We start from the raw sequence: 18,558 nt of genomic DNA on the forward strand, positions 1-18,558 counted from the left end.
TCATGTCTCCTTTTCAGGCGCTCGCCAGTTCGGCGGCCTTGTCGGCGGCCTCGTCCATCGTGGGCACGAGCGTCACCAGCGGGTGGTTGGCTTCGGTGAGGATCCGTCGGCCTTCGTCGACGTTGTTGCCGTCGAGTCGCACGACGAGCGGCTTGTTGGCGTCGTCGCCCAGAATCTCCAGCGCCTTGACGATGCCGTTGGCGACCGCGTCACACGATGTGATGCCGCCGAAGACATTGACGAACACGCTCTTGACCTGCGAGTCACCCAAAATGACGTCCAAGCCCGCGGCCATCACCTCGGCCGAGGCGCCGCCGCCGATGTCGAGGAAGTTGGCCGGCTTGACGCCGCCGTGCTTCTCACCGGCATAGGCGACGACGTCGAGGGTCGACATGACCAGTCCCGCGCCGTTGCCGATGATGCCGACCTGGCCGTCGAGCTTCACGTAGTTGAGGTCGTGCTCCTTGGCCTTGAGCTCCAGCGGGTCGGTGGCGTCGCGGTCCTCGAATTCGACGTGGGCGGGCTGGCGGAAATCGGCGTTGCCGTCGAGCGTGACCTTGCCGTCGAGCGCCAGGATCTGGTCGTCAGGCGTGCGCACCAACGGGTTGACCTCGACCAGGGTGGCGTCCTCGCCGACGAAGACCTCCCACAGCTTGGCGATGGTCACTGCGGCGGCATCGAGGACCTCGGCCGGCAAGTGGCCCTGCTCGGCGATCGAGCGGGCGAACGACTCGTCGACACCCTTCACAGCGTCAACCGGGACCTTGGCGAGCCGTTCGGGCTTGGTGGCCGCCACTTCTTCGATCTCCATGCCGCCCTCGACCGAGCACATCGCCAGGTACGTCCGGTTGGCCCGGTCGAGCAGGAAGGAGATGTAGTACTCCTCGGCGATATCGCTGGCCTCGGCGACCAGCAGCTTTTTCACGACGTGGCCCTTGATGTCCAGCCCGAGAATGTTTTTCGCGTGATTGAAAGCGTCGTCCGGGGTGGCGGCGTATTTCACGCCACCGGCTTTACCTCGTCCGCCAACCTTGACCTGCGCCTTGACCATGACGGGGCGCCCGATCTCTTCGGCGATGGCCTTGGCCCCTTCGGGGGTGTCAGTCACCCGGCCGGGAGTCGTGGGGACGTTGTGCTTGGCGAACAGTTCTTTTGCCTGGTACTCGAAAAGATCCATGGGCTCACTTCTGTGTGTCGGCCTTTTATGAGCGGACTAAGTTTTCGGTTGTCCGCTTGCGGGAACTGTATCGAGACGGTCAGAGTGTCCCGCCATGGGCACCGACGGATGTGGCAGATCTCACCGGAGCGCGGCGAGTGATCCGAGTCACAAACGCGACGGGATTTCTGGCTTAACTTGCGACGCCTCGCGCCTGACGGTTAACGTCTCAGAGTCCAGATAACGTTATGGTTACGGCTCGAAGGACAATCAGGTTGACCCAGCAAATCCCGGCGTCGTCTCCTGTTCGAGGAGAGCTCTCGGCGTCGAGCGACCGCCGGCCAGCCGTCCACCGCAACGAAGTCACCGACATCATCCCCTTCAACGAGTTCGGACGGCTCGCCGATTCGACCTTCAGCGAGAACTCGGTCTTCGACAAAGAAGCGCAGGTCCTCAGCGCTCCTGAGCTCGACGACTTGGACGAGACGGACAACCTCGTCGTCCGCGATCTCATCGGGCCCAGCGTTTCCGAGCGGCGCCTGACCCCACTCGAGCGTGGCACGAGCCGGGCCCGCAGCGAAGCCGGATCCCGGCCGGGTCGCGCACTGCACCGCAAACAGTTGACCGGTGCCACCCGGGGTCGAGTTTTGATCAGTTCGCTGGCCGCCGGCGCCGCCGCAGCCGCCGCGCACTCGGCCACCGAGGCTCCGCGGCATTCGAAGACCGAGACCGTGCTTGCCGCTCAGTCGGCGGGAACCGGTCCGATCAGCACATCCGACGGTGGCATGCAGATGGTCACCGTCCAACCGGCCGCCAACGTCGCCGTGCACAACGCCGAACTGGCCCACGGCGTCGCGTTCGCCCAAGAACGTGCCCAGCGTGAGGCACGCCTACAGCAGCCGCTCTTCGTGATGCCGGTCAAAGGCGTCTTCACCTCGGGCTTCGGCTACCGCTGGGGTGTGCTGCACGCCGGGATCGACATCGCGAACTCGATCGGCACCCCCATCCACGCGGTCTCCGACGGCGTGGTGATCGCCGCGGGCCCGACCGCCGGCTACGGCATGTGGGTCAAGCTGCGCCACGCCGACGGAACGGTCACGCTATACGGCCACGTCAACACCACGCTGGTCAGCGTGGGCCAACGCGTGATGGCCGGCGACCAGATCGCCACCTTGGGCAACCGCGGCAATTCCACGGGGCCGCACTGCCACTTCGAGGTGCTGCTGGGCGGCACTCAGCGGGTCGACCCGGTGCCGTGGCTCGCGAAGCGCGGCTTGTCCGTCGGTACCTTCGCCGGTTGATGTGACGAACCCGAGTAACCCCAGCTCCGCCAATCCCGAAACGCGCATCATTCGGCGCGCACCCACCGGCCCGATGCCACAGGCCGTCGATGACGCGCGCACGACCTTCATCTCCCGCCCGCCGGCGCCGCCGCAGCCGCAGTTCGCACCGGCCCCGCCGCCGGCGCCGTTCGGCGAGCCAAGCCGCACGACGGCCGTGGCCGCCGCTGCCGTCAGCATCGTCAGCGGCTGGGCCACCTCGGTGGTGGCGACCGACCTGATCGCCGGTTGGTGGCACTCGGATCGTCTGTTTTGCGTTGCGGTGGCATTCCTGGCGCTGGTGTTTGCTTTGTCCACCATTTCCGGAGTGATTCTGCTGTTGCTGCGTCAGCCGCTGAGCCGCTACCTGATCGTGGCCGGCGCCGTGGTCGCGATCCTGACCTACCTCGGGGTGTTCATCGCCGGGGCGCGGGTGGCCTGGGTGGTGCATACGCTGCCGCTGCTGCCGATCATCAGCGCCGTGCTGACAATGCTGCCGCGCACCCGGGACTGGCTGCTCGAAGATTAGAGCTTGGCCACCGGCGCGTGGTTGTGCATCAGTTTGACCCGGCCCGAACTGCCGAAATCGATCAACGACATGGCCGATTCCCCGATACCTGACACTTCTTCGACGCGGCCGAGACCGTACTTGTCGTGGGTGACCCGGTCGCCTGGTTCGAGCACCAGCAGCGGTCGCTTGCTCGCGCCGCTGCGGGTGGGCGACGGACGCGGGGCGCCGAACCGGCCGGCACCGCTCACCGGCGCACTGTACGACGGGGTCGGGTCGGTGCGCCGCCAGTCGATCAGCTCCTGCGGAATCTCGCGCAGGAAGCGCGATTCCGGGTTGAGCATCGGCTGCCCCCACGACGACCGAACCTTCGCCCGGCTGAGGAACAGCCGCTGCCGCGCCCGGGTGATTCCGACGTAGGCCAGCCGACGCTCCTCGGAGAGTTCGGCCGGATCGCCCAGCGCCCGCATGTGCGGGAACATGCCGTCTTCCCAGCCGGTGACGAACACGACCGGGAACTCGAGCCCCTTGGCGGTGTGCAACGTCATCAGCGTCACCACACCGGCTGTGTGCTCGGGGATTTCGTCGGTGTCGGCGACCAGCGACACGCGCTCCAAAAATTGCGCGAGCACCCCCGTGTCCGGCACGTCCTCGTCGTCGAGGTCGGCCCCCAGCGCCTGCGCGTTGGCCAAGTCGGTCGCGAACTCGTGTGCGACGCTGACGAGTTCGTTGAGGTTGTCAAGCCGGGCCAGGTCCTGCGGATCGGATGACGACTCCAGCTCCGCGCGATATCCGGTGCGTTCCAGCACCGCCTCGACCATCTCGCCGAGATCGCCTTCGGACGAGGCGAGCTTGGTACGCAGTTCGTCCATCATCTCGACGAAACCCGCAATTGCCTTGGCGGACCGCGTGTTCAGCAACGGGACCTTGCCCTCTGCCGCGGCTTCCAGCGCGTCGGCGAAGCTTGACCCGGTGTTTTCGGCGTACACCGCCACGCACGCTTCGGCCCGGTCACCGATGCCCCGGCGGGGCGTGTTGAGGATGCGGCGCAGGCTCACCGCATCGCCTGGATTGTCCAGCACCCGCAGGTAGGCGACGATGTCGCGGATCTCCCTGCGCTCGTAAAAGCGCACTCCCCCAACGACTTTGTAAGGGATACCGGCGCGGATGAACACCTCTTCCAGCGACCGCGACGAGTTGTTGGTGCGATAAAAGACCGCCACGTCGTTGTAGGTGATCTCCCCGTTGGCGGCCAGCGCATCGATCTCCTCGGCGATGAACCGCGCCTCGTCGTGCTCGTTGTCGGCGACGTAGCCGACGATCAGCTCGCCGGCGCCCTCGTCAGTCCATAACCGCTTGTCCCGCCGGGAGGGGTTGCGCGAGATGACGGAGTTGGCCGCCGACAGGATGTTCTGCGTGGAGCGGTAGTTCTGCTCGAGCAGGATCGTCGTGGCGTTCGGATAGTCGCGCTCGAAGTCCTCGATGTTGCGGATGGTCGCTCCGCGGAACGCGTAGATCGACTGGTCGGCGTCACCGACCACGCACAGCTCGCCCGGCGGTACCCCGTCTTCGCCGGGTTCAAGATCGCGGCCGACCAGCTCGCGCACGAGCACGTACTGCGCGTGGTTGGTGTCCTGGTATTCGTCGACCAGGATGTGCCGGAAACGCCTCCGGTAGTGGTCGGCGATCTGCGGAAAGGCCTGCAAAACCGAGACCGTCTCGCCGATCAGGTCATCGAAGTCGAGCGCGTTGGCCACCCGCAGACGCTGTTGGTATTCGGCGTAGACCGCCGCGACCGTGCGTGACAAGTCGTCGGACTCGTCGGAGAGGTCAGCCAGCGCCTGCTGCGGGTCGATCAACTCGTTCTTCAGGTTGGAAATCGCATTGGCCAGCAGTCGCGGCGAATACCGCTTGATGTCGAGGCCCATGTCCTTGCCGATCATCTGCAGCAGACGGCGCGAATCGTCGGCGTCGTAGATCGAGAAGTTGGAGTTGAGGCCCGGGATCAGCGACGCCTGGTTGCGCAGAATCCGCACGCAGGTCGAGTGGAAGGTCGACACCCACATCGACCGCGCCCGCGGGCCGACCAGCGCGGCGACCCGCTCACGCATCTCCGCCGCGGCCTTATTGGTGAACGTGATGGCCAGCACCTGGCCCGGGCCGACGTCGCGCGCGGCCAGTAGGTAGGCGATGCGACGGGTCAGCACGGCCGTCTTGCCCGAGCCGGCACCGGCCACGATCAGCAACGGAGAACCCTCGTGCAGCACCGCTTGACGCTGCTGGGGGTTGAGTCCGTCGAGAAGGTGATCAGTCTCGGATTCGGTTACGCGCGCACTCGTCATGACGGACCCAATTTACCGCCGTTCGCCGACACCTTTGCGCCGGAACGCCTGCGAGTGGCACACTCAGTTCGTGCTCAACGCGCAGTGGCGATTTTTCTACGGGTACCGGCCTGCGGTGCCCGTGGTGTAGCTGCTTCCCAGAGCCCCGCGGTCCGCTTCCGGATCCGGGGCTCGTCTCTTGTGTGAGGCCCGAAAACGGATGACACCGCAACCACCTCCACACAACGAGAATTCGGAGTCGGAAATGACCATCGAAACAGAAGACCACATCGACATCGACGAGCTGCGGCTCGAGATCGATCGGCTCGACGCCGAGATCCTGGCTGCGGTCAAGCGCCGCGCCGAGGTATCCCGGGCGATCGGCAAGGCCCGGATGGCTTCCGGTGGCACCCGCCTGGTGCACAGCCGCGAGATGAAGGTCATCGAGCGGTACAGCGAGCTCGGCCCCGAGGGCAAGGACTTGGCGATGCTGCTGCTTCGGTTGGGCCGCGGTCGACTAGGCCACTAGCCAGCTGTTCACCAGGCTTTCAGCGGCGACACCGGCGGCACCTCACCGACCTGACTACTGTCGAGGGATGACTGCGGTTGACCAGATTCCCGACATCTCAGCGACCCCGGCATGGAAGGCGCTGGAGCAGCACCATCGACAGATCGGCGAGACGCACCTTCGTCAGCTTTTCGACGAGGACCCCGATCGCGGCCGCGAGTTCAACCTGACTGTCGGCGACCTCTATATCGACTACAGCAAACACCGCATCAACCGCGAGACGCTGAAGTTACTGGTCGAGCTGGCCCACGCCGCCAACCTCGAGCAGCACCGCGCCGCCATGTTCGAGGGAAAGCACATCAACGTCTCGGAAGACCGTGCGGTGCTGCACACTGCGCTGCGCCTGCCGCGGGACGCTTCGCTGACGGTCGACGGACAGGACGTGGTCGCCGACGTGCACGAAGTGCTGGACCGGATGGGCGATTTCACCGACCGGCTGCGCAGCGGCGAGTGGACCGGCGCCACCGGCAAGCGGATCAGCACCGTGGTCAACATCGGCATCGGCGGCTCGGACCTCGGCCCCGTGATGGTGTACCAGGCGCTGCGGCATTACGTCGACGCCGGCATCACCGCGCGGTTCGTCTCCAACGTCGACCCCGCCGACCTGATTGCCAAGCTGGCCGATTTGGACCCGGCCACAACGCTTTTCATCGTCGCCTCGAAGACCTTCTCTACGCTGGAGACGTTGACCAACGCCACCGCGGCCCGGCGGTGGTTGACCGATGCGCTCGGCGACGACGCGGTGGCCAAACACTTCGTCGCGGTCTCGACCAACGAGAAGCTGGTCGCCGAGTTCGGCATCGACACCGACAACATGTTCGGCTTCTGGGACTGGGTTGGCGGCCGCTACTCTGTCGACTCGGCCATCGGACTTTCGGTGATGGCGGCCATCGGCCGAGAAGCGTTCGCGGACTTCCTGTCTGGGTTTCACATCGTCGACGAGCACTTCCGGACCGCGCCGCTGGAGTCCAACGCACCCGCACTGCTCGGGCTGATCGGATTGTGGTACTCCGACTTCTTCGACGCCCAGTCCCGCGCGGTGCTGCCCTACTCCAACGACCTGGCCCGCTTCGCCGCCTATCTGCAACAGTTGACGATGGAGTCCAACGGCAAATCGGTCCGCGCCGACGGCACCCCGGTGACCACCGACACCGGTGAAATCTTCTGGGGCGAACCGGGAACCAACGGGCAACACGCGTTCTATCAACTCCTGCACCAGGGCACCCGGCTGGTACCGGCCGACTTCATCGGCTTCAGTCAGCCCACCGACGACCTGCCCACCATGGACGGCACCGGCAGCATGCACGACCTGCTGATGAGCAACTTCTTCGCCCAAACGCAGGTGCTGGCGTTCGGCAAGACGGCCGAGGAGATCGCCGCCGAGGGCACTGCGGCGGATGTGGTGCCGCACAAGGTAATGCCGGGCAACCGCCCGACCACCTCGATCCTGGCCACCCGGCTCACTCCGTCGGTTGTCGGCCAGTTGATCGCGCTCTACGAGCACCAGGTCTTCACCGAAGGTGTCATTTGGGGCATCGACTCGTTCGACCAGTGGGGCGTCGAGCTGGGCAAGACGCAAGCGAAGGCCCTGCTGCCGGTGATCACCGACGATGCCCCTCCCCCAGCGCAATCCGACAGCTCAACCGATGCGTTGGTCCGTCGCTACCGAGCCCAAAGAGGCCGGGCCGACTAGGCGAACCGCTTGGCCAACGACAGCGGCATCATCCTGAGCAGCGCCACCAGTGGGCCCCACGGCCACCACGGCACGGCTGCCCGACCGGGTTCACGCTCGATCGCGGCGACCAACGACCTGACCCCAGTTTCGTTGTCCACCATAAGCATTGTGCTCTGGGACTTGGCCGTCATCTCCGACTCGATGTAACCCGGCTCGATCACTGACACCCTGATCGGGCCCTTGGCGTATTCGGCGCGCAGCGATTCGCCGAGCGAACTCAGGCCGGCTTTGCTTGCTGCGTAGGCAGCCTTTACACCGGGCACGCCCCTCGATCCGAGTACCGACGAGATCAGCACCAAGTGCCCCGACCCCTGCGCTGTGAACATTTCCAACGCGGCTTCGATCTGCACCAGCGCGGCGACCAGGTTGGTTTCGATGGTCGCCTTATTTGCCCACACCTTCCCGGAGCCGAGCCGGGCGCCCTTGCCGATACCGGCATTGACGATCACCCGGTCGATGCCACCCAACGCGTCGGAGAGCTCGGCGAATACCTTGGGCACCTGGTCGTGGTCGGTGACGTCCAAAGCCGCGATCGCGACCTTTGACGCTGGATACTGTTGCGCCAGTTCATCTTTCAGTGCATCCAGGCGGTCCGTGCGACGGGCACACAGCGCCAGGTCCCTGCCCTTGGCGGCGAACGCGCGGGCCATCCCGGCGCCCAGGCCGGAGCTCGCACCCGTAATCAGGATTTTCTGCCGTGTCATCTGCCTATTTCAGCAGACGCGACATCCGCCGGTCGGCCAGCACCTTGCCGCCGGTCTGGCACGTCGGGCAGTACTGAAAAGACTTGTCGGCGAACGACACTTCGCGGACCGTGTCGCCGCACACCGGGCACGGCAGGCCGGTCCGGGCATGCACCCGCATGCCGGATCGCTTCTCCCCCTTGAGGGTCGCGGCCTGCTGGCCGACCGACCTCGACACGGCATCGGAGAGAACGGAGATCATCGAATCGTGCAACGCCGCCAGCTGAGCCTCGTTGAGCTTGCCGGCCGTCGCGAACGGCGACAGCTTCGCGACGTGCAGGATCTCGTCGCTGTAGGCGTTGCCGATGCCGGCGATCACCTTTTGGTCGGTGATGACGGATTTGATCCGACCGGTGTTTCCGGCGAGCAGCTTGGTGAGGTCGTCGAGGCTGAGCGATAAGGCGTCCGGGCCTAGCGCTGCGATGCCGGGGACTTTCAGCGGGTCGTCGACCAGCCACACGGCGAGGCGTTTCTGCGTGCCGGCTTCGGTGAGGTCGAAGCCCGGCGCCTCGCCGGGCGGGCCGAGGTGGACTCTGAGCGCGATCGGATTCTTGCCGGGTTTGAGCGGGGTGGCCGCCAGCTTCTCCGACCAGCGCAGCCAGCCGGCCCGGGAGAGATGGGTGATCAAGATGAGCTCGCCGGCCCGCATGCCGAGGTATTTGCCCCAGCGGTCGGCGCCGGTGACGGTGAGGCCGTTCAGCGCGTTGATCGGTGGGTCGAACGTCTTGAGCACCGAGAGGGCGGCGACGTCGACGCGGCCGACGGTCTTGCCGACGGCGTGCTGGCGGAGGTAGTCGGCCAGCGCCTCGACTTCGGGCAGTTCAGGCATGAGTCCAGTGTGCCGGTTAGCGGCGGGCGCTGCGGGTGACCAGCGACAACACCCAGCTGACGATCGACAAGACGATCGCCGCTTTGATCGCGGTCCACCAGAAGTTGTCGATGGCCAGACCCCAGTGGGTCGTATTGGCGGTGATTCGCGCGGTGACCCAGAGCATCAACGCGTTGACGACGACGTGGAACAGTCCCAGCGTCAGGATGTAGAGCGGGATCGACAAGATCTGCACGACAGGTTTGATGAAGGCGTTGACCAGCCCGAAGATCACCGCGACGACGAAGATGATGCCGATGCGCTGTAGGCGGGTGTCACCGCCGACGAAGTACAGCCCGTGGACGAGCTTGGTGACCACCCACAGCGCCAACCCGGTTAGCCCGGCCCGGATGACGAAACCTGTCATGGGGTGAAGGTACTCGGCCGGGGCCGCCGCACGAGTTACACGTTGTGTCCGGGCGTGCCGGGTGTCCCAGGCGTGCCCGTGGCACCGGTACCGCCTGGGCCGCCGTAGCCGCCCGGACCTCCCGGCCCTCCATTGCCGCCGTCGCCGGCCGGACCGGGATCCGTGCCGCCGTCACCGCCGTCACCGCCGTAACCCCCTAAGCCACCCGCCACTGTGTCGGTGCCGAAAATGTCGTCTCCGCCGGCGCCACCAGGCCCGCCGTCTCCACCGTCGCCAACGCTGCCTGTTCCACCATCACCTCCGGTGCCTCCTGGATAGAAGTACGCAGGGCCACCGCTGCCGCCCGCCAACAAGTTGCCGCCGGGCCCGCCGGAACCGCCGTCGCCGCCGACGCCGCCTAGGTAGCTGCCCCCGCCGCCACCACCGCCTCCGCCGCCGCTGCCGCCACTGACACCCTGACTACCCCCGGCCCCGCCATGACCTCCTGGAACGCTGCCACCAAAGCCGCCGTTGCCACCGTGGCCGCCGCTTGGGTGTCCCGACGCTCCGGTACCTCCGGTGCCGCCGGTTTGCAAACCGTTCCCACCGTTGCCTCCGTTACCGCCCGCCCCGAAAGAGCCGTAACCGCCGTTACCGCCGTCGCCGCCCGTGACACCGCTTGAACCGCCAGCACCTCCGTCGCCGCCATCACCTCCGGCGTAGCCAATGGTCGCGCTGGGGGGAGCGCCGCCGAACCCACCGTTGCCCCCGTAACCGCCATGAAGAGCGCCGTAGCCGCCCGAACCGCCGTCGCCGCCGTCTCCGTTGAGGTCGGCGTAGCCGTCGCCGCCCCTACCGCCGTCACCGCCGTAGGCGCCGCTCCGCCCGGCATCCCCGGCGCTGCCTGTGCCGCTGTGACCGCCCATGCCGCCTGCGCCAACGTTGGCGCCGTTCCCGCCGTTGCCGCCGTCGGGGTGGCCGGCGTAACCGTCGCCCCCTCGGCCGCCGTCACCGCCCCAGCCGCCCGTGCCGCCGGTGCCCGCGCTACCCGCGGCGCCTGTGTTCCCCGCACTGCCGTGGGCAGCGGTCCCGCCGCTCCCGCCGGCGCCGCCATTACCGCCCGTGCCGCCCGAGCCGCCAAGACCGCCGGCGCCACCGTTTGAACCGGCCGCCCCTGCGGCTCCCGTACCACCATTGCCGCCAGTGCCACCGGTAGCGCCCTTGCCGCCAATGCCGCCGTTGCCGCCATTGCCCGACGTCGACCCACCCTGTCCGCCGGCACCTCCGTTACCACCCGACCCACCCGTCTGACCTGTGACGCCGTTTCCGCCTGCCGCTCCTGCGGTACCCGGCGTCGTCCCATTGGCTCCAGTGCCACCGGCGGCCCCGTTACCCCCGTTGCCGCCGGCGCCACCGTTGCCGACCGAGCCGCCGTTTCCACCCGCGCCGCCGTTACCGCCAGAAGCGCCGGCAGTCGTCGGGCTAAATCCGTTACCACCGTTGCCGCCGTTGCCGCCGCTGCTAGGAGTCGACCCCACCGATCCGTTCGCGCCGGGCGTCAGGCCTGTACCACCGGTGCCCGCCGCCCCGCCGCTGCCGACGTTTCCGCCATTACCACCCGCACCACCATTCGGTGTTGCGGCGTTGCCGGCGCCACCAAGGGCCCCATTCCCCGCGCCGCCACCGTTGCCACCGTTACCCGCATTGCCGCCGACACCGGCTTGTCCAGTGGTGCCATGAGCGGCCGTACCGCCGGCGCCGCCGTTACCCCCGTTACCGCCAGCGCCACCGTTGGCGCCGCTGCCGCCCGCACCACCGTTTTGACCCGCCGCGCCAGCAGTACCGTTGACTCCCGAGCCACCGACTCCACCATTGGCGCCAGCACCGCCAGCGCCACCGTTACCCCCGTTGCCCGCGGTCGCACCGCCGAGACCACCGGCGCCACCGTCCCCCCCGGATCCACCGGCCTGCCCGACCGTCCCGTTGCCACCGGCAGCGCCCGCGGTAGCCGAGGTCGCACCATTAGGTCCGGCCGCCCCGGCGAACCCATTGCCCCCGTTGCCGCCGGAACCGCCGTTACCGACGGAGCCGCCGTTTCCTCCGGCGCCGCCAGTGCCGCCAGAAGCACCCGCCGTTGTGGCATTGAAACCATTCCCACCGTTACCGCCGTTACCGCCGGTGGTCGGGGTCGAACCCGCCGACCCATTCGTGCCGGAGGTCGATCCTGTCCCGCCGGTGCCAGCCGACCCGCCGCCACCGACGTTGCCGCCGTTGCCACCCGCGCCGCCGTTCGGCGTGGCGGAGTTTCCGGCGCCCCCAGCAGCGCCGTTACCCGCGCCGCCACCGTTTCCGCCATTGCCCGCGTTGCCCCCGGCACCAGCGTTGCCCGCCGTGCCGTGGGCAGCAGTACCACCAACCCCGCCGTTACCGCCGTTACCGCCCGCGCCGCCGGCGGCCCCGCTGCCGCCGGCGCCACCGTTTTGACCCGCCGCGCCCGCTGCACCGTTGACGCCGGAACCGCCGGCACCTCCGTTGGCACCGGAACCACCGGCGCCACCGTTGCCTCCGTTGCCCGCGGTCGATCCGCCCAGACCGCCGGCACCTCCGTTACCGCCGGAACCACCGGCCTGGCCCACCGTGCCGCTGCCACCGTTCGAGCCTGCGGTGGTGGCGGCCTGGCCGTTTGGACCGGCTGTTCCGGCGTATCCGTTTCCGCCGCTGCCACCGGCTCCGCCGTTTCCTACCGATCCGCCGGCACCGCCTGCGCCGCCGTTACCGCCCGAAGCGCCTGCAGTCGTCGCGCTAAACCCCCCGCCGCCGTTGCCGCCATTACCACCGGTCGTCGGCGTCGACCCCGCGATCCCGTTGCTGGCACTGCCGCCGATACCGACGTTGCCGCCATGCCCACCCCCACCGCCGTCGATGTGGCCGGCGGATCCTCCAGCGCCACTGGCTCCGTTACCCGCTGCGCCGCCGGCACCACCATTGCCCGACACGGAGCCGCCATTGCCACCGTTGCCACCGTTACCGCCATTGCCACCGTTGCTCCCGGCGGCTGTGGAGTAGACGCCATTCGCGCCACTGCCACCGTCACCACCGTTACCGACGGCTCCGCCGTCGCCGCCGTCACCGCCGGAACCGCTCGTCGAGCCGGTCGTGAAATTGAAGTAGCCGTCGCCGCCTTTGCCGCCGTCGCCACCGGACGTGACCGCGTTTCCGTCTACACCAGACCCGCCGGCCACACCCCCGCCGGTACCGCCGGCCCCTGCCGCACCGCCGCCACCACCGAGACCTATCGAGCCCGGGTCGCCTCCGTCGCCGCCGTCACCGCCATCGATGTGGGCCGAATCACCGTCAAGGCCAAGACCTCCTGCCCCTCCAGCGCCAGCGTCGCCACCAGCCCCGCCGGCGCCGCCATTTCCGGTAGCGCCGTCGCTGGCCAGGTACCCGTGTCCGGCGTTGCCACCGATGCCTCCCATCCCGCCGGCACCGCCCGTACCGCCGTTCCCGCCGTCCTCCCCATTTCCGCTCTCGGTGAAGTAACCGCCGTACCCGTCGCCACCACGGGCGCCGTCGCCGCCATCTCCGCCTGCGCCGGCGTTGCCGCCGTTACCTCCGGCGCCGAAGAGATAGCCGCCATCTCCGCCAGCTCCGCCCGCGCCGCCGTTACCGCCGATGCCACCATCAAGCCCGTTCACGCCCGGTGACGTCGAGAAGGACGTGAAGCCCGCGCCACCGCCGCCACCCTCGCCGCCGTTGCCGCCGTGCCCGAAGAACACGCTGCCGACACCGCCGGCGCCACCAGCTCCACCATTCCCGCCGGTTGGGTTCAGTTCGGTGCCGTCACCGCCGAAGCCCCCGTTGCCACCGTCACCGCCATTGCCGTAGAAGAAGCCGCCGGCTCCGCCCGCACCACCAGCACCACCGTCACCGCCATACAAACCGTCGGTGCCGTCAGCCCCGTTGCCGCCGTTGCCGAATAGGAACGCGGCGTTGCCGGCCTCGCCTGGCGTTCCGTTGATCGGCGCAGGGTCATCCAACGCGAACAGGCTCACCTCGGACTGAGGCGCTACGCCCCCCGCATCACCGCCGTCGCCGATGAACCAGCCGGCACTCCCGCCGTCACCACCAAACCAACCGTCGCCACCGTCACCGAGCCACAAGCCTCCGTCTGCCCCGTCGGGATTCAACGCCGTGCCATCGGCGCCGTCACCGATCAGGAACTGCCCGGACCAGGTGTTGACGAACTCGCCGAACTGCAGGCCCGCCGGGCTGTTGATCCAGTCCTCGATGCTGGCGTGCAGCGGCGTGTAGACGAACTGCCCGAACCAGTCATCGCTGGGCGCCGGAACCGCCGACGCCCCAAACAATTCGAGATTCCACGTCGACGGATCCAGCCAGGCCGACACATCGAAGGCCTCGACGGCCGGTGCGGCCGTCACGGCTGGGTCGACGATCAGGTCGATCCAGTCGGTCAGCACGTCGGCCTGCGCGGCGGGCAGCGCGGCCAGGGGACTCAGCCCGAAAGCGAATAACGCACTGGCGCTAGCTCCCAGCCCAATGGCGCGTGCACGCCCTCGCGACTGCCGATTCCGCTTGCAACCCCGCCGACCAGCCATAACGTGCCTTTCCCACCCTGAACTCAGCTTTTTCTTCGCAAAATCTCAGCGAAGCGTTGAGCCGAAGGCTAGGTCGAGCGCGTCGGGAACCGATACAGGGAAAACCCTGGCATTCCGGATCGACGCAAAGATCCAGGGATTTCGCTGTAACGGGCAGACCATTGTTACCCGACGGCGAGACGTCGTTTCGGGCGTCGAACCTCATGTGTGATCCCGCCGCTAGCGGGGTATCAAAGCCCGCGAAGGTTTCCACGAACTGAGGAGCGAAGTTGCGGAACCAGGTCTCTTCTCTCACTGCCCGCCGCTATGTCGGCACGGGCGTCGGCGCTGCCCTGATCCTGTGCGGCTTAGCAACCGGGTGCAGCTCTCACGACAAAGGTGGGAGTCCCACGACGACCACGACGACGCCGACCACCACGGTGACGACTACCACGACGACATCGGTTCCGGCGCAGGCGCCCGCACCTGCTCCGGGTGGCGGTCCCGGCCCGAACGGAACCTCAACCGCGGTTCCCGGCGCCGGCGCCGGTGCCGGACCCGGTGGAGCGAGCGCGGGTGTCCCAGGTGCCAGCGCCGGAGCGGGACCTGGCGGCGCCGGTGCGTGCGCCGGCCCCGTGTGCGTCGGCACCGGCGGGTAGACGCCACGACCGCCGAAGCCGTGCGCCTAGTGCGGCGTGAGGTGGTAGGCGGAGTAGCAGGGTTCGGCAGTCTGCCCCGGTCCAGTTACCAGCGCGGGTGACCACATGGTCGGAACGCCGTTGATCAGCCAGCAGTTTTTGTCGGACAGGTCGATGGCCTTCTGCCCCGTATCGGTGGCCTGCTTGGCTTGGTCGGTGGCCTGCTTGGCCTGATCCGCTGCCTGCTTTGCCTGGTCTGCAGCCTGCTTGGCTTGATCAGCAGCCTGCTTCGCTTTGTCGGCGCCGTTTTTGGCTTCGTCTATGGCCCGGCTCGCGATCCCGGCCCCCTTCTGCTGCTGACACTGCTGCACCTGGTCGGCGGGCAGTTGGTCGCAATCGGGCGGGTCGTCAGCGCCGGCTATGGGAGCCATCAGCAAAACAGCGGCGAAGCAGGCAGCTGTGGCCGCCGCGCGACGAGTCGATGGTTTGTTCATACGAACGAAGCTAGGAGTTCCGCCGAAGCGGCGATACAGGGATTTCCCTGGTGTCAGGCGCTCAGATCGGCCCGCGTAACTGGGGTGATGCGATCGGTGTGCCAGCCCGCCCGGCGGCACGCGTCGATGACGGCCTCTACGGACTCGGCCTCGATCACCGCGAAGGTGGTCTCGTCGCTGGGAGCGGTCACCGCTCCACGCAGGCAGATCTGCGCGGCACCGGCCACCTGCTGAAGGCGTTTGACCGCCTCGTCGAATGACGTCTCGGCCAAATCCGGCTGATACCACTCGACCAGATAGCACGGGTTTGTAGACGCGCTAGTACACACGTGAGCAACGGTACCCCGTGAAGCTGTCGATCGAATCAGGGCTTTCCCTGGAATTTCCCTGGCTCGAGCGCTGCGGACAAACCGGATCGTGAACGAATCCCGAGTTTGCGGTAGACGCTGCTCAAATTCATCTCGACAGTCTTCGGCGCGACGAACAATTCCGCCGCGATCTGTTTGTTGGACAGCCCGGTCGCGGCACGTTCGGCGATTCGGCGCTCGGCGGCCGTCAGACCCACCCCGTCACCGACTGGGCTGGCCAGCCGCCCCAACTCCGCCGCGGCGCGCTTCGCCCATAGGGGGACGCCAAGGCGCTCGAAAGTCTCCCGCGCCTCGCGCAGCGTCGCCTCCGCCGACTGCCGGCGACGACGACGGCGCTGCACCTGGCCGAGCAACAACTGGGTCCGCGCCAGCTCGAACGGCATCGGCAGACGCTGATGGTGGCTCACCGCCTCCTGGGCGGCACTCTCGGCAGCCTCGAGGTCGCCTCGCGCAGCCAGCACGTGTCCCCGGCCGCGGGCTCCCACGGCAAGCATCCACGGCCGATCATGTTGTGCACCATTCTTTTCCAGTGCACACACCAGTGGCTCGGCCTCGTCCACCCGCCCGATAGCGGTCAACGCTTCGATCGCGTCGGGCAGGTAACCACCCGCGATGATCTCGGTGTCGTGCATCGGATCGAACGAACCGACCAAGGGCTGCAATTCCCGGATGGCGGCGTCGTAGTCACCCAGCGACACCTCGAGGAACCCCAATACCGTTACCGGGGCGATGATCTGGCGTAGTGATCCCGTCGCACGGGCCGCATCGATCGCCCAGCGCGCCATCTCACGCGCCTCACCCTCACGTCCCGTGTACGCAGCGATCGACGCCTGTGTACCGCGCAAGCCGACCATCAGGTGCCGGCCCGCCATCTGCTCGGCCCGCTGAATTGCGTCGTCGACCTGCCCGGCGGCATCGTCGTATCGTCCAAGCCAGATGTCGATCATCGCCGCCTCGTTACCGATCCATACGATGTCGATCTCGGTACCACCCTGCAGCAGCCGCCGCTGCATCGCCCGGATCTGCTCGCGCGCGAGGTCGAGTCGGCCAGCCCAACCGTTGGTGACGGCCTCGACTGCGCTGGCGCGAAAAGTGGCAGCGGCAGCGGTATTTGGTTCTTCCAGCGTTAACGCCAGCTGCAGTGCCTGGTGGTCGAAGCCGAGCCCGTGCATGAAACGCACCAACACCAGCATCGCCAAAGCTTGGCTGTGAAAATCGGCGACACCGAGACGCTCGGCGTGCGCCGCTGCCACCTGAGCGCTCTCGACGCACGCCTGCATCTGTCCGGTGAGCCCGAGCGCCGGTGTCAGGAGTAGCCGGGCATGCAACTGCAGCAAGGGATCAGCGGCGGTCTCGACCGCCTCGGTGAGGGCAGCGACGGCGCCGACGATGCTGTCGTCGTAGCCGGTGACAGCAGCAAACAACATCAACGCGACGCAGCGCAGAGTGCTGCTCGCGGGCAACTCGTCAATGGTCGACTGTAGATGCTCGCGGGCCTGGTCGAGAGCGCCGGACCGGAAATGCAATTCGGCCACCCGCAAGCGCCGTTCCGCGGTATCGCCGCCGAGTTTGATTGCCAATTCCAGCAATTCGGCCGCAACCGCGGGCGCACCCTGCGTCAAAGTCACCTGGGCGGCCTCGTCGAGCGATTCGAGCATCGCGGGATCGCCGGTGGTCGCGGACAGTGCCATGTGCCGCGCCCGCAACTCGGGCTCCTCGACGGTTTCGGCGAACCTACGGTGCATCGCGCGGCGTTGCCGCGGGCTCGCCCCGGTGTAGACGCCACGCGCGAACAGCGGGTGACAGAACCGCACCTTATTGCCGTCCAATTCGACGACGCCGGACGCCTCGGCCGATTCGACCACCTCGACCACCCGGTCGACGGTGATGTCGATGGCGCGGCTCAGCCGTTCGACGGTGGGCTGCACCGCGCACGAAGCGGCCAGCAACACCTCGCTCAGCTCGGCGTCCGGCCGGCCGATGCGCTGCCGGACGAGCGCGGCAAGAGAATCAGGTAGGTCGACCATCCCGCGGGACGGCTCGTCGACCACCGAACGGGCCAGCTCGAGCGCGAAAAATGGGTTTCCGCCTGATATTTCGTGAATGCGTGTGATTAGCGGGCGAGACAGTGTCTGCCCCAGCCGCCTTGAGATCATCGCGTGCAAACCGCCGAGGGTGAGCGGCTCGACCTTGATCCGGTGAATCGAGTCGGGCCGTGAGAACTTGAGCCACCACGGTGTTTCGTCGCGGCGGCGTTCCCCGGTCCGGACGCTGACGACCACCCCGATCCGGCCGGTCAACCGGCGGGCGGCGTATCCAAAGACCGCCTGGCTCGACACGTCCAGCCATTGCGCGTCGTCAATCGCGACCAGCATCGGTGTCGCGAAGCTGGGATGGCGCAACACGGAGAGGAATGCCGCAGCGACCGTCCGTTCGTTGGTCGGCGGACCCTCACCGGCGAGCAGCAGCACCCGCTCGAGCGCGGTCCGTTGCACCGTTGGCAGGTCCGCGAAGACGACCGGATCGACGCTGCCGAGCAGGTCGGCAACGGCGGCGTAGGCATATCGCGCCTCGGCCACCGCCCCGCCCGTCGACAACACCCGGAAGCCCTGGGCCGCCGCCTGCTCGGTCATCTGTAGCAGGAACGTGGTCTTGCCGATGCCGGCCTCGCCGTCGACCACCATTCCCGCTGGTCCGGACAAAGCCCGCGCGAGAAAGCTCCGCACCGCATGGGAATCCCCCTGCCGCACCCGCAATCTCCTCGTATGCGCTTTTGGTTGCCGGATGCCGAATCCGGGATCTGGCAGCCAAGCTACAGCGGATTCACAGGAGTTTCGGTCTTTCCTGATTGATTTGAGTCTGATATGAGCATCTAACTGGCCGTATTACGTACCGC

14 protein-coding genes and 1 pseudogene are annotated in these 18,558 nt (G+C 67.5%); 4 read left to right on the forward strand and 11 right to left on the reverse strand.

Annotated elements, in window-relative coordinates; translation table 11 throughout:
- Positions 1-13: 13 nt before the first annotated feature.
- Positions 14-1,177 carry an ADP-forming succinate--CoA ligase subunit beta gene (gene sucC, locus MKK62_RS03665; protein WP_240262365.1) on the reverse strand — a complete coding sequence of 388 codons (1,164 nt, stop codon included), beginning with the start codon at positions 1,175-1,177 and terminating at the stop codon, positions 14-16.
- 254 nt (positions 1,178-1,431) lie between these two features.
- Here sucC and MKK62_RS03670 point away from each other — a divergent pair, with 254 nt between their 5' ends.
- Together MKK62_RS03670 and MKK62_RS03675 are read left to right on the forward strand one after the other, a co-directional pair.
- Positions 1,432-2,457 (forward strand): M23 family metallopeptidase, encoded by a 1,026-nt coding sequence (locus MKK62_RS03670; RefSeq protein ID WP_240262364.1) that lies wholly within the window; start codon positions 1,432-1,434, stop codon positions 2,455-2,457.
- 1 nt (position 2,458) lies between these two features.
- Positions 2,459-3,004, forward strand: a complete 546-nt coding sequence (locus MKK62_RS03675) for a hypothetical protein (RefSeq protein WP_240262363.1) — start codon at positions 2,459-2,461, stop codon at positions 3,002-3,004.
- Here MKK62_RS03675 and pcrA read toward each other — a convergent pair.
- The gene (pcrA, locus tag MKK62_RS03680; RefSeq protein ID WP_240262362.1) at positions 3,001-5,325 is read right to left on the reverse strand and encodes a DNA helicase PcrA; all 2,325 of its coding nucleotides are present in this window, start codon (positions 5,323-5,325) and stop codon (positions 3,001-3,003) included. The genes MKK62_RS03675 and pcrA overlap by 4 nt on opposite strands.
- Before the next feature lie 199 nt (positions 5,326-5,524).
- Between pcrA and MKK62_RS03685 the strand changes: the two genes are divergently transcribed.
- Together MKK62_RS03685 and pgi are read left to right on the forward strand one after the other, a co-directional pair.
- The gene (locus tag MKK62_RS03685; protein ID WP_240262361.1) at positions 5,525-5,833 is read left to right on the forward strand and encodes a chorismate mutase; all 309 of its coding nucleotides are present in this window, start codon (positions 5,525-5,527) and stop codon (positions 5,831-5,833) included.
- Between the two features lie 67 nt (positions 5,834-5,900).
- Positions 5,901-7,565 (forward strand): glucose-6-phosphate isomerase, encoded by a 1,665-nt coding sequence (gene pgi, locus MKK62_RS03690; RefSeq protein ID WP_240262360.1) that lies wholly within the window; start codon positions 5,901-5,903, stop codon positions 7,563-7,565.
- Here the strand turns inward: pgi and MKK62_RS03695 are convergent.
- The 9 genes and pseudogenes from MKK62_RS03695 to MKK62_RS03735 all read right to left on the reverse strand — a co-directional run bounded on the left by MKK62_RS03695 (position 7,562) and on the right by MKK62_RS03735 (position 18,412).
- Positions 7,562-8,311 (reverse strand): SDR family oxidoreductase, encoded by a 750-nt coding sequence (locus MKK62_RS03695; RefSeq protein WP_240262359.1) that lies wholly within the window; start codon positions 8,309-8,311, stop codon positions 7,562-7,564. The genes pgi and MKK62_RS03695 overlap by 4 nt on opposite strands.
- Positions 8,312-8,315: 4 nt before the next feature.
- Positions 8,316-8,789, reverse strand: coding sequence for a zinc finger domain-containing protein (locus tag MKK62_RS03700; protein ID WP_240263837.1), 474 nt, complete (start codon positions 8,787-8,789; stop codon positions 8,316-8,318).
- Positions 8,790-8,984: 195 nt separating this feature from the next.
- Positions 8,985-9,179, reverse strand: a pseudogene (locus tag MKK62_RS03705) (DNA-formamidopyrimidine glycosylase family protein); the annotation flags it as partial.
- Between the two features lie 16 nt (positions 9,180-9,195).
- On the reverse strand, positions 9,196-9,585 hold the full coding sequence (locus MKK62_RS03710; protein WP_240262358.1) for a phage holin family protein: 390 nt from the start codon (positions 9,583-9,585) through the stop codon (positions 9,196-9,198).
- A 35-nt stretch (positions 9,586-9,620) separates the two neighbouring features.
- The gene (locus MKK62_RS26425; RefSeq protein ID WP_286670888.1) at positions 9,621-14,183 is read right to left on the reverse strand and encodes a hypothetical protein; all 4,563 of its coding nucleotides are present in this window, start codon (positions 14,181-14,183) and stop codon (positions 9,621-9,623) included.
- A 367-nt stretch (positions 14,184-14,550) separates the two neighbouring features.
- On the reverse strand, positions 14,551-14,811 hold the full coding sequence (locus MKK62_RS03720) for a hypothetical protein (RefSeq protein ID WP_240262357.1): 261 nt from the start codon (positions 14,809-14,811) through the stop codon (positions 14,551-14,553).
- A gap of 36 nt (positions 14,812-14,847) precedes the next feature.
- Positions 14,848-15,294: a hypothetical protein gene (locus MKK62_RS03725; RefSeq protein WP_240262356.1), complete on the reverse strand. Its 447-nt coding sequence runs from the start codon at positions 15,292-15,294 to the stop codon at positions 14,848-14,850.
- A 53-nt stretch (positions 15,295-15,347) separates the two neighbouring features.
- Positions 15,348-15,623, reverse strand: a complete 276-nt coding sequence (locus MKK62_RS03730) for a hypothetical protein (protein WP_240262355.1) — start codon at positions 15,621-15,623, stop codon at positions 15,348-15,350.
- A gap of 35 nt (positions 15,624-15,658) precedes the next feature.
- Positions 15,659-18,412, reverse strand: coding sequence for a helix-turn-helix transcriptional regulator (locus tag MKK62_RS03735; RefSeq protein WP_240262354.1), 2,754 nt, complete (start codon positions 18,410-18,412; stop codon positions 15,659-15,661).
- Positions 18,413-18,558 lie beyond the last annotated feature (146 nt).

The organism is Mycobacterium paraterrae, assembly GCF_022430545.2.
GTDB lineage: Bacteria > Actinomycetota > Actinomycetes > Mycobacteriales > Mycobacteriaceae > Mycobacterium > Mycobacterium paraterrae.

Coding starts and splice junctions, on each gene's coding strand:
- sucC (WP_240262365.1), bottom strand. CDS start 1,177: ATGGATCTTTTCGAGTACCAGGCAAAAGAACTGTTCGCCAAGCACAAC.
- pcrA (WP_240262362.1), bottom strand. CDS start 5,325: ATGACGAGTGCGCGCGTAACCGAATCCGAGACTGATCACCTTCTCGAC.
- MKK62_RS03685 (WP_240262361.1), top strand. CDS start 5,525: ATGACACCGCAACCACCTCCACACAACGAGAATTCGGAGTCGGAAATG.
- pgi (WP_240262360.1), top strand. CDS start 5,901: ATGACTGCGGTTGACCAGATTCCCGACATCTCAGCGACCCCGGCATGG.
- MKK62_RS03695 (WP_240262359.1), bottom strand. CDS start 8,311: ATGACACGGCAGAAAATCCTGATTACGGGTGCGAGCTCCGGCCTGGGC.
- MKK62_RS03710 (WP_240262358.1), bottom strand. CDS start 9,585: ATGACAGGTTTCGTCATCCGGGCCGGGCTAACCGGGTTGGCGCTGTGG.
- MKK62_RS26425 (WP_286670888.1), bottom strand. CDS start 14,183: ATGGCTGGTCGGCGGGGTTGCAAGCGGAATCGGCAGTCGCGAGGGCGT.
- MKK62_RS03725 (WP_240262356.1), bottom strand. CDS start 15,294: ATGAACAAACCATCGACTCGTCGCGCGGCGGCCACAGCTGCCTGCTTC.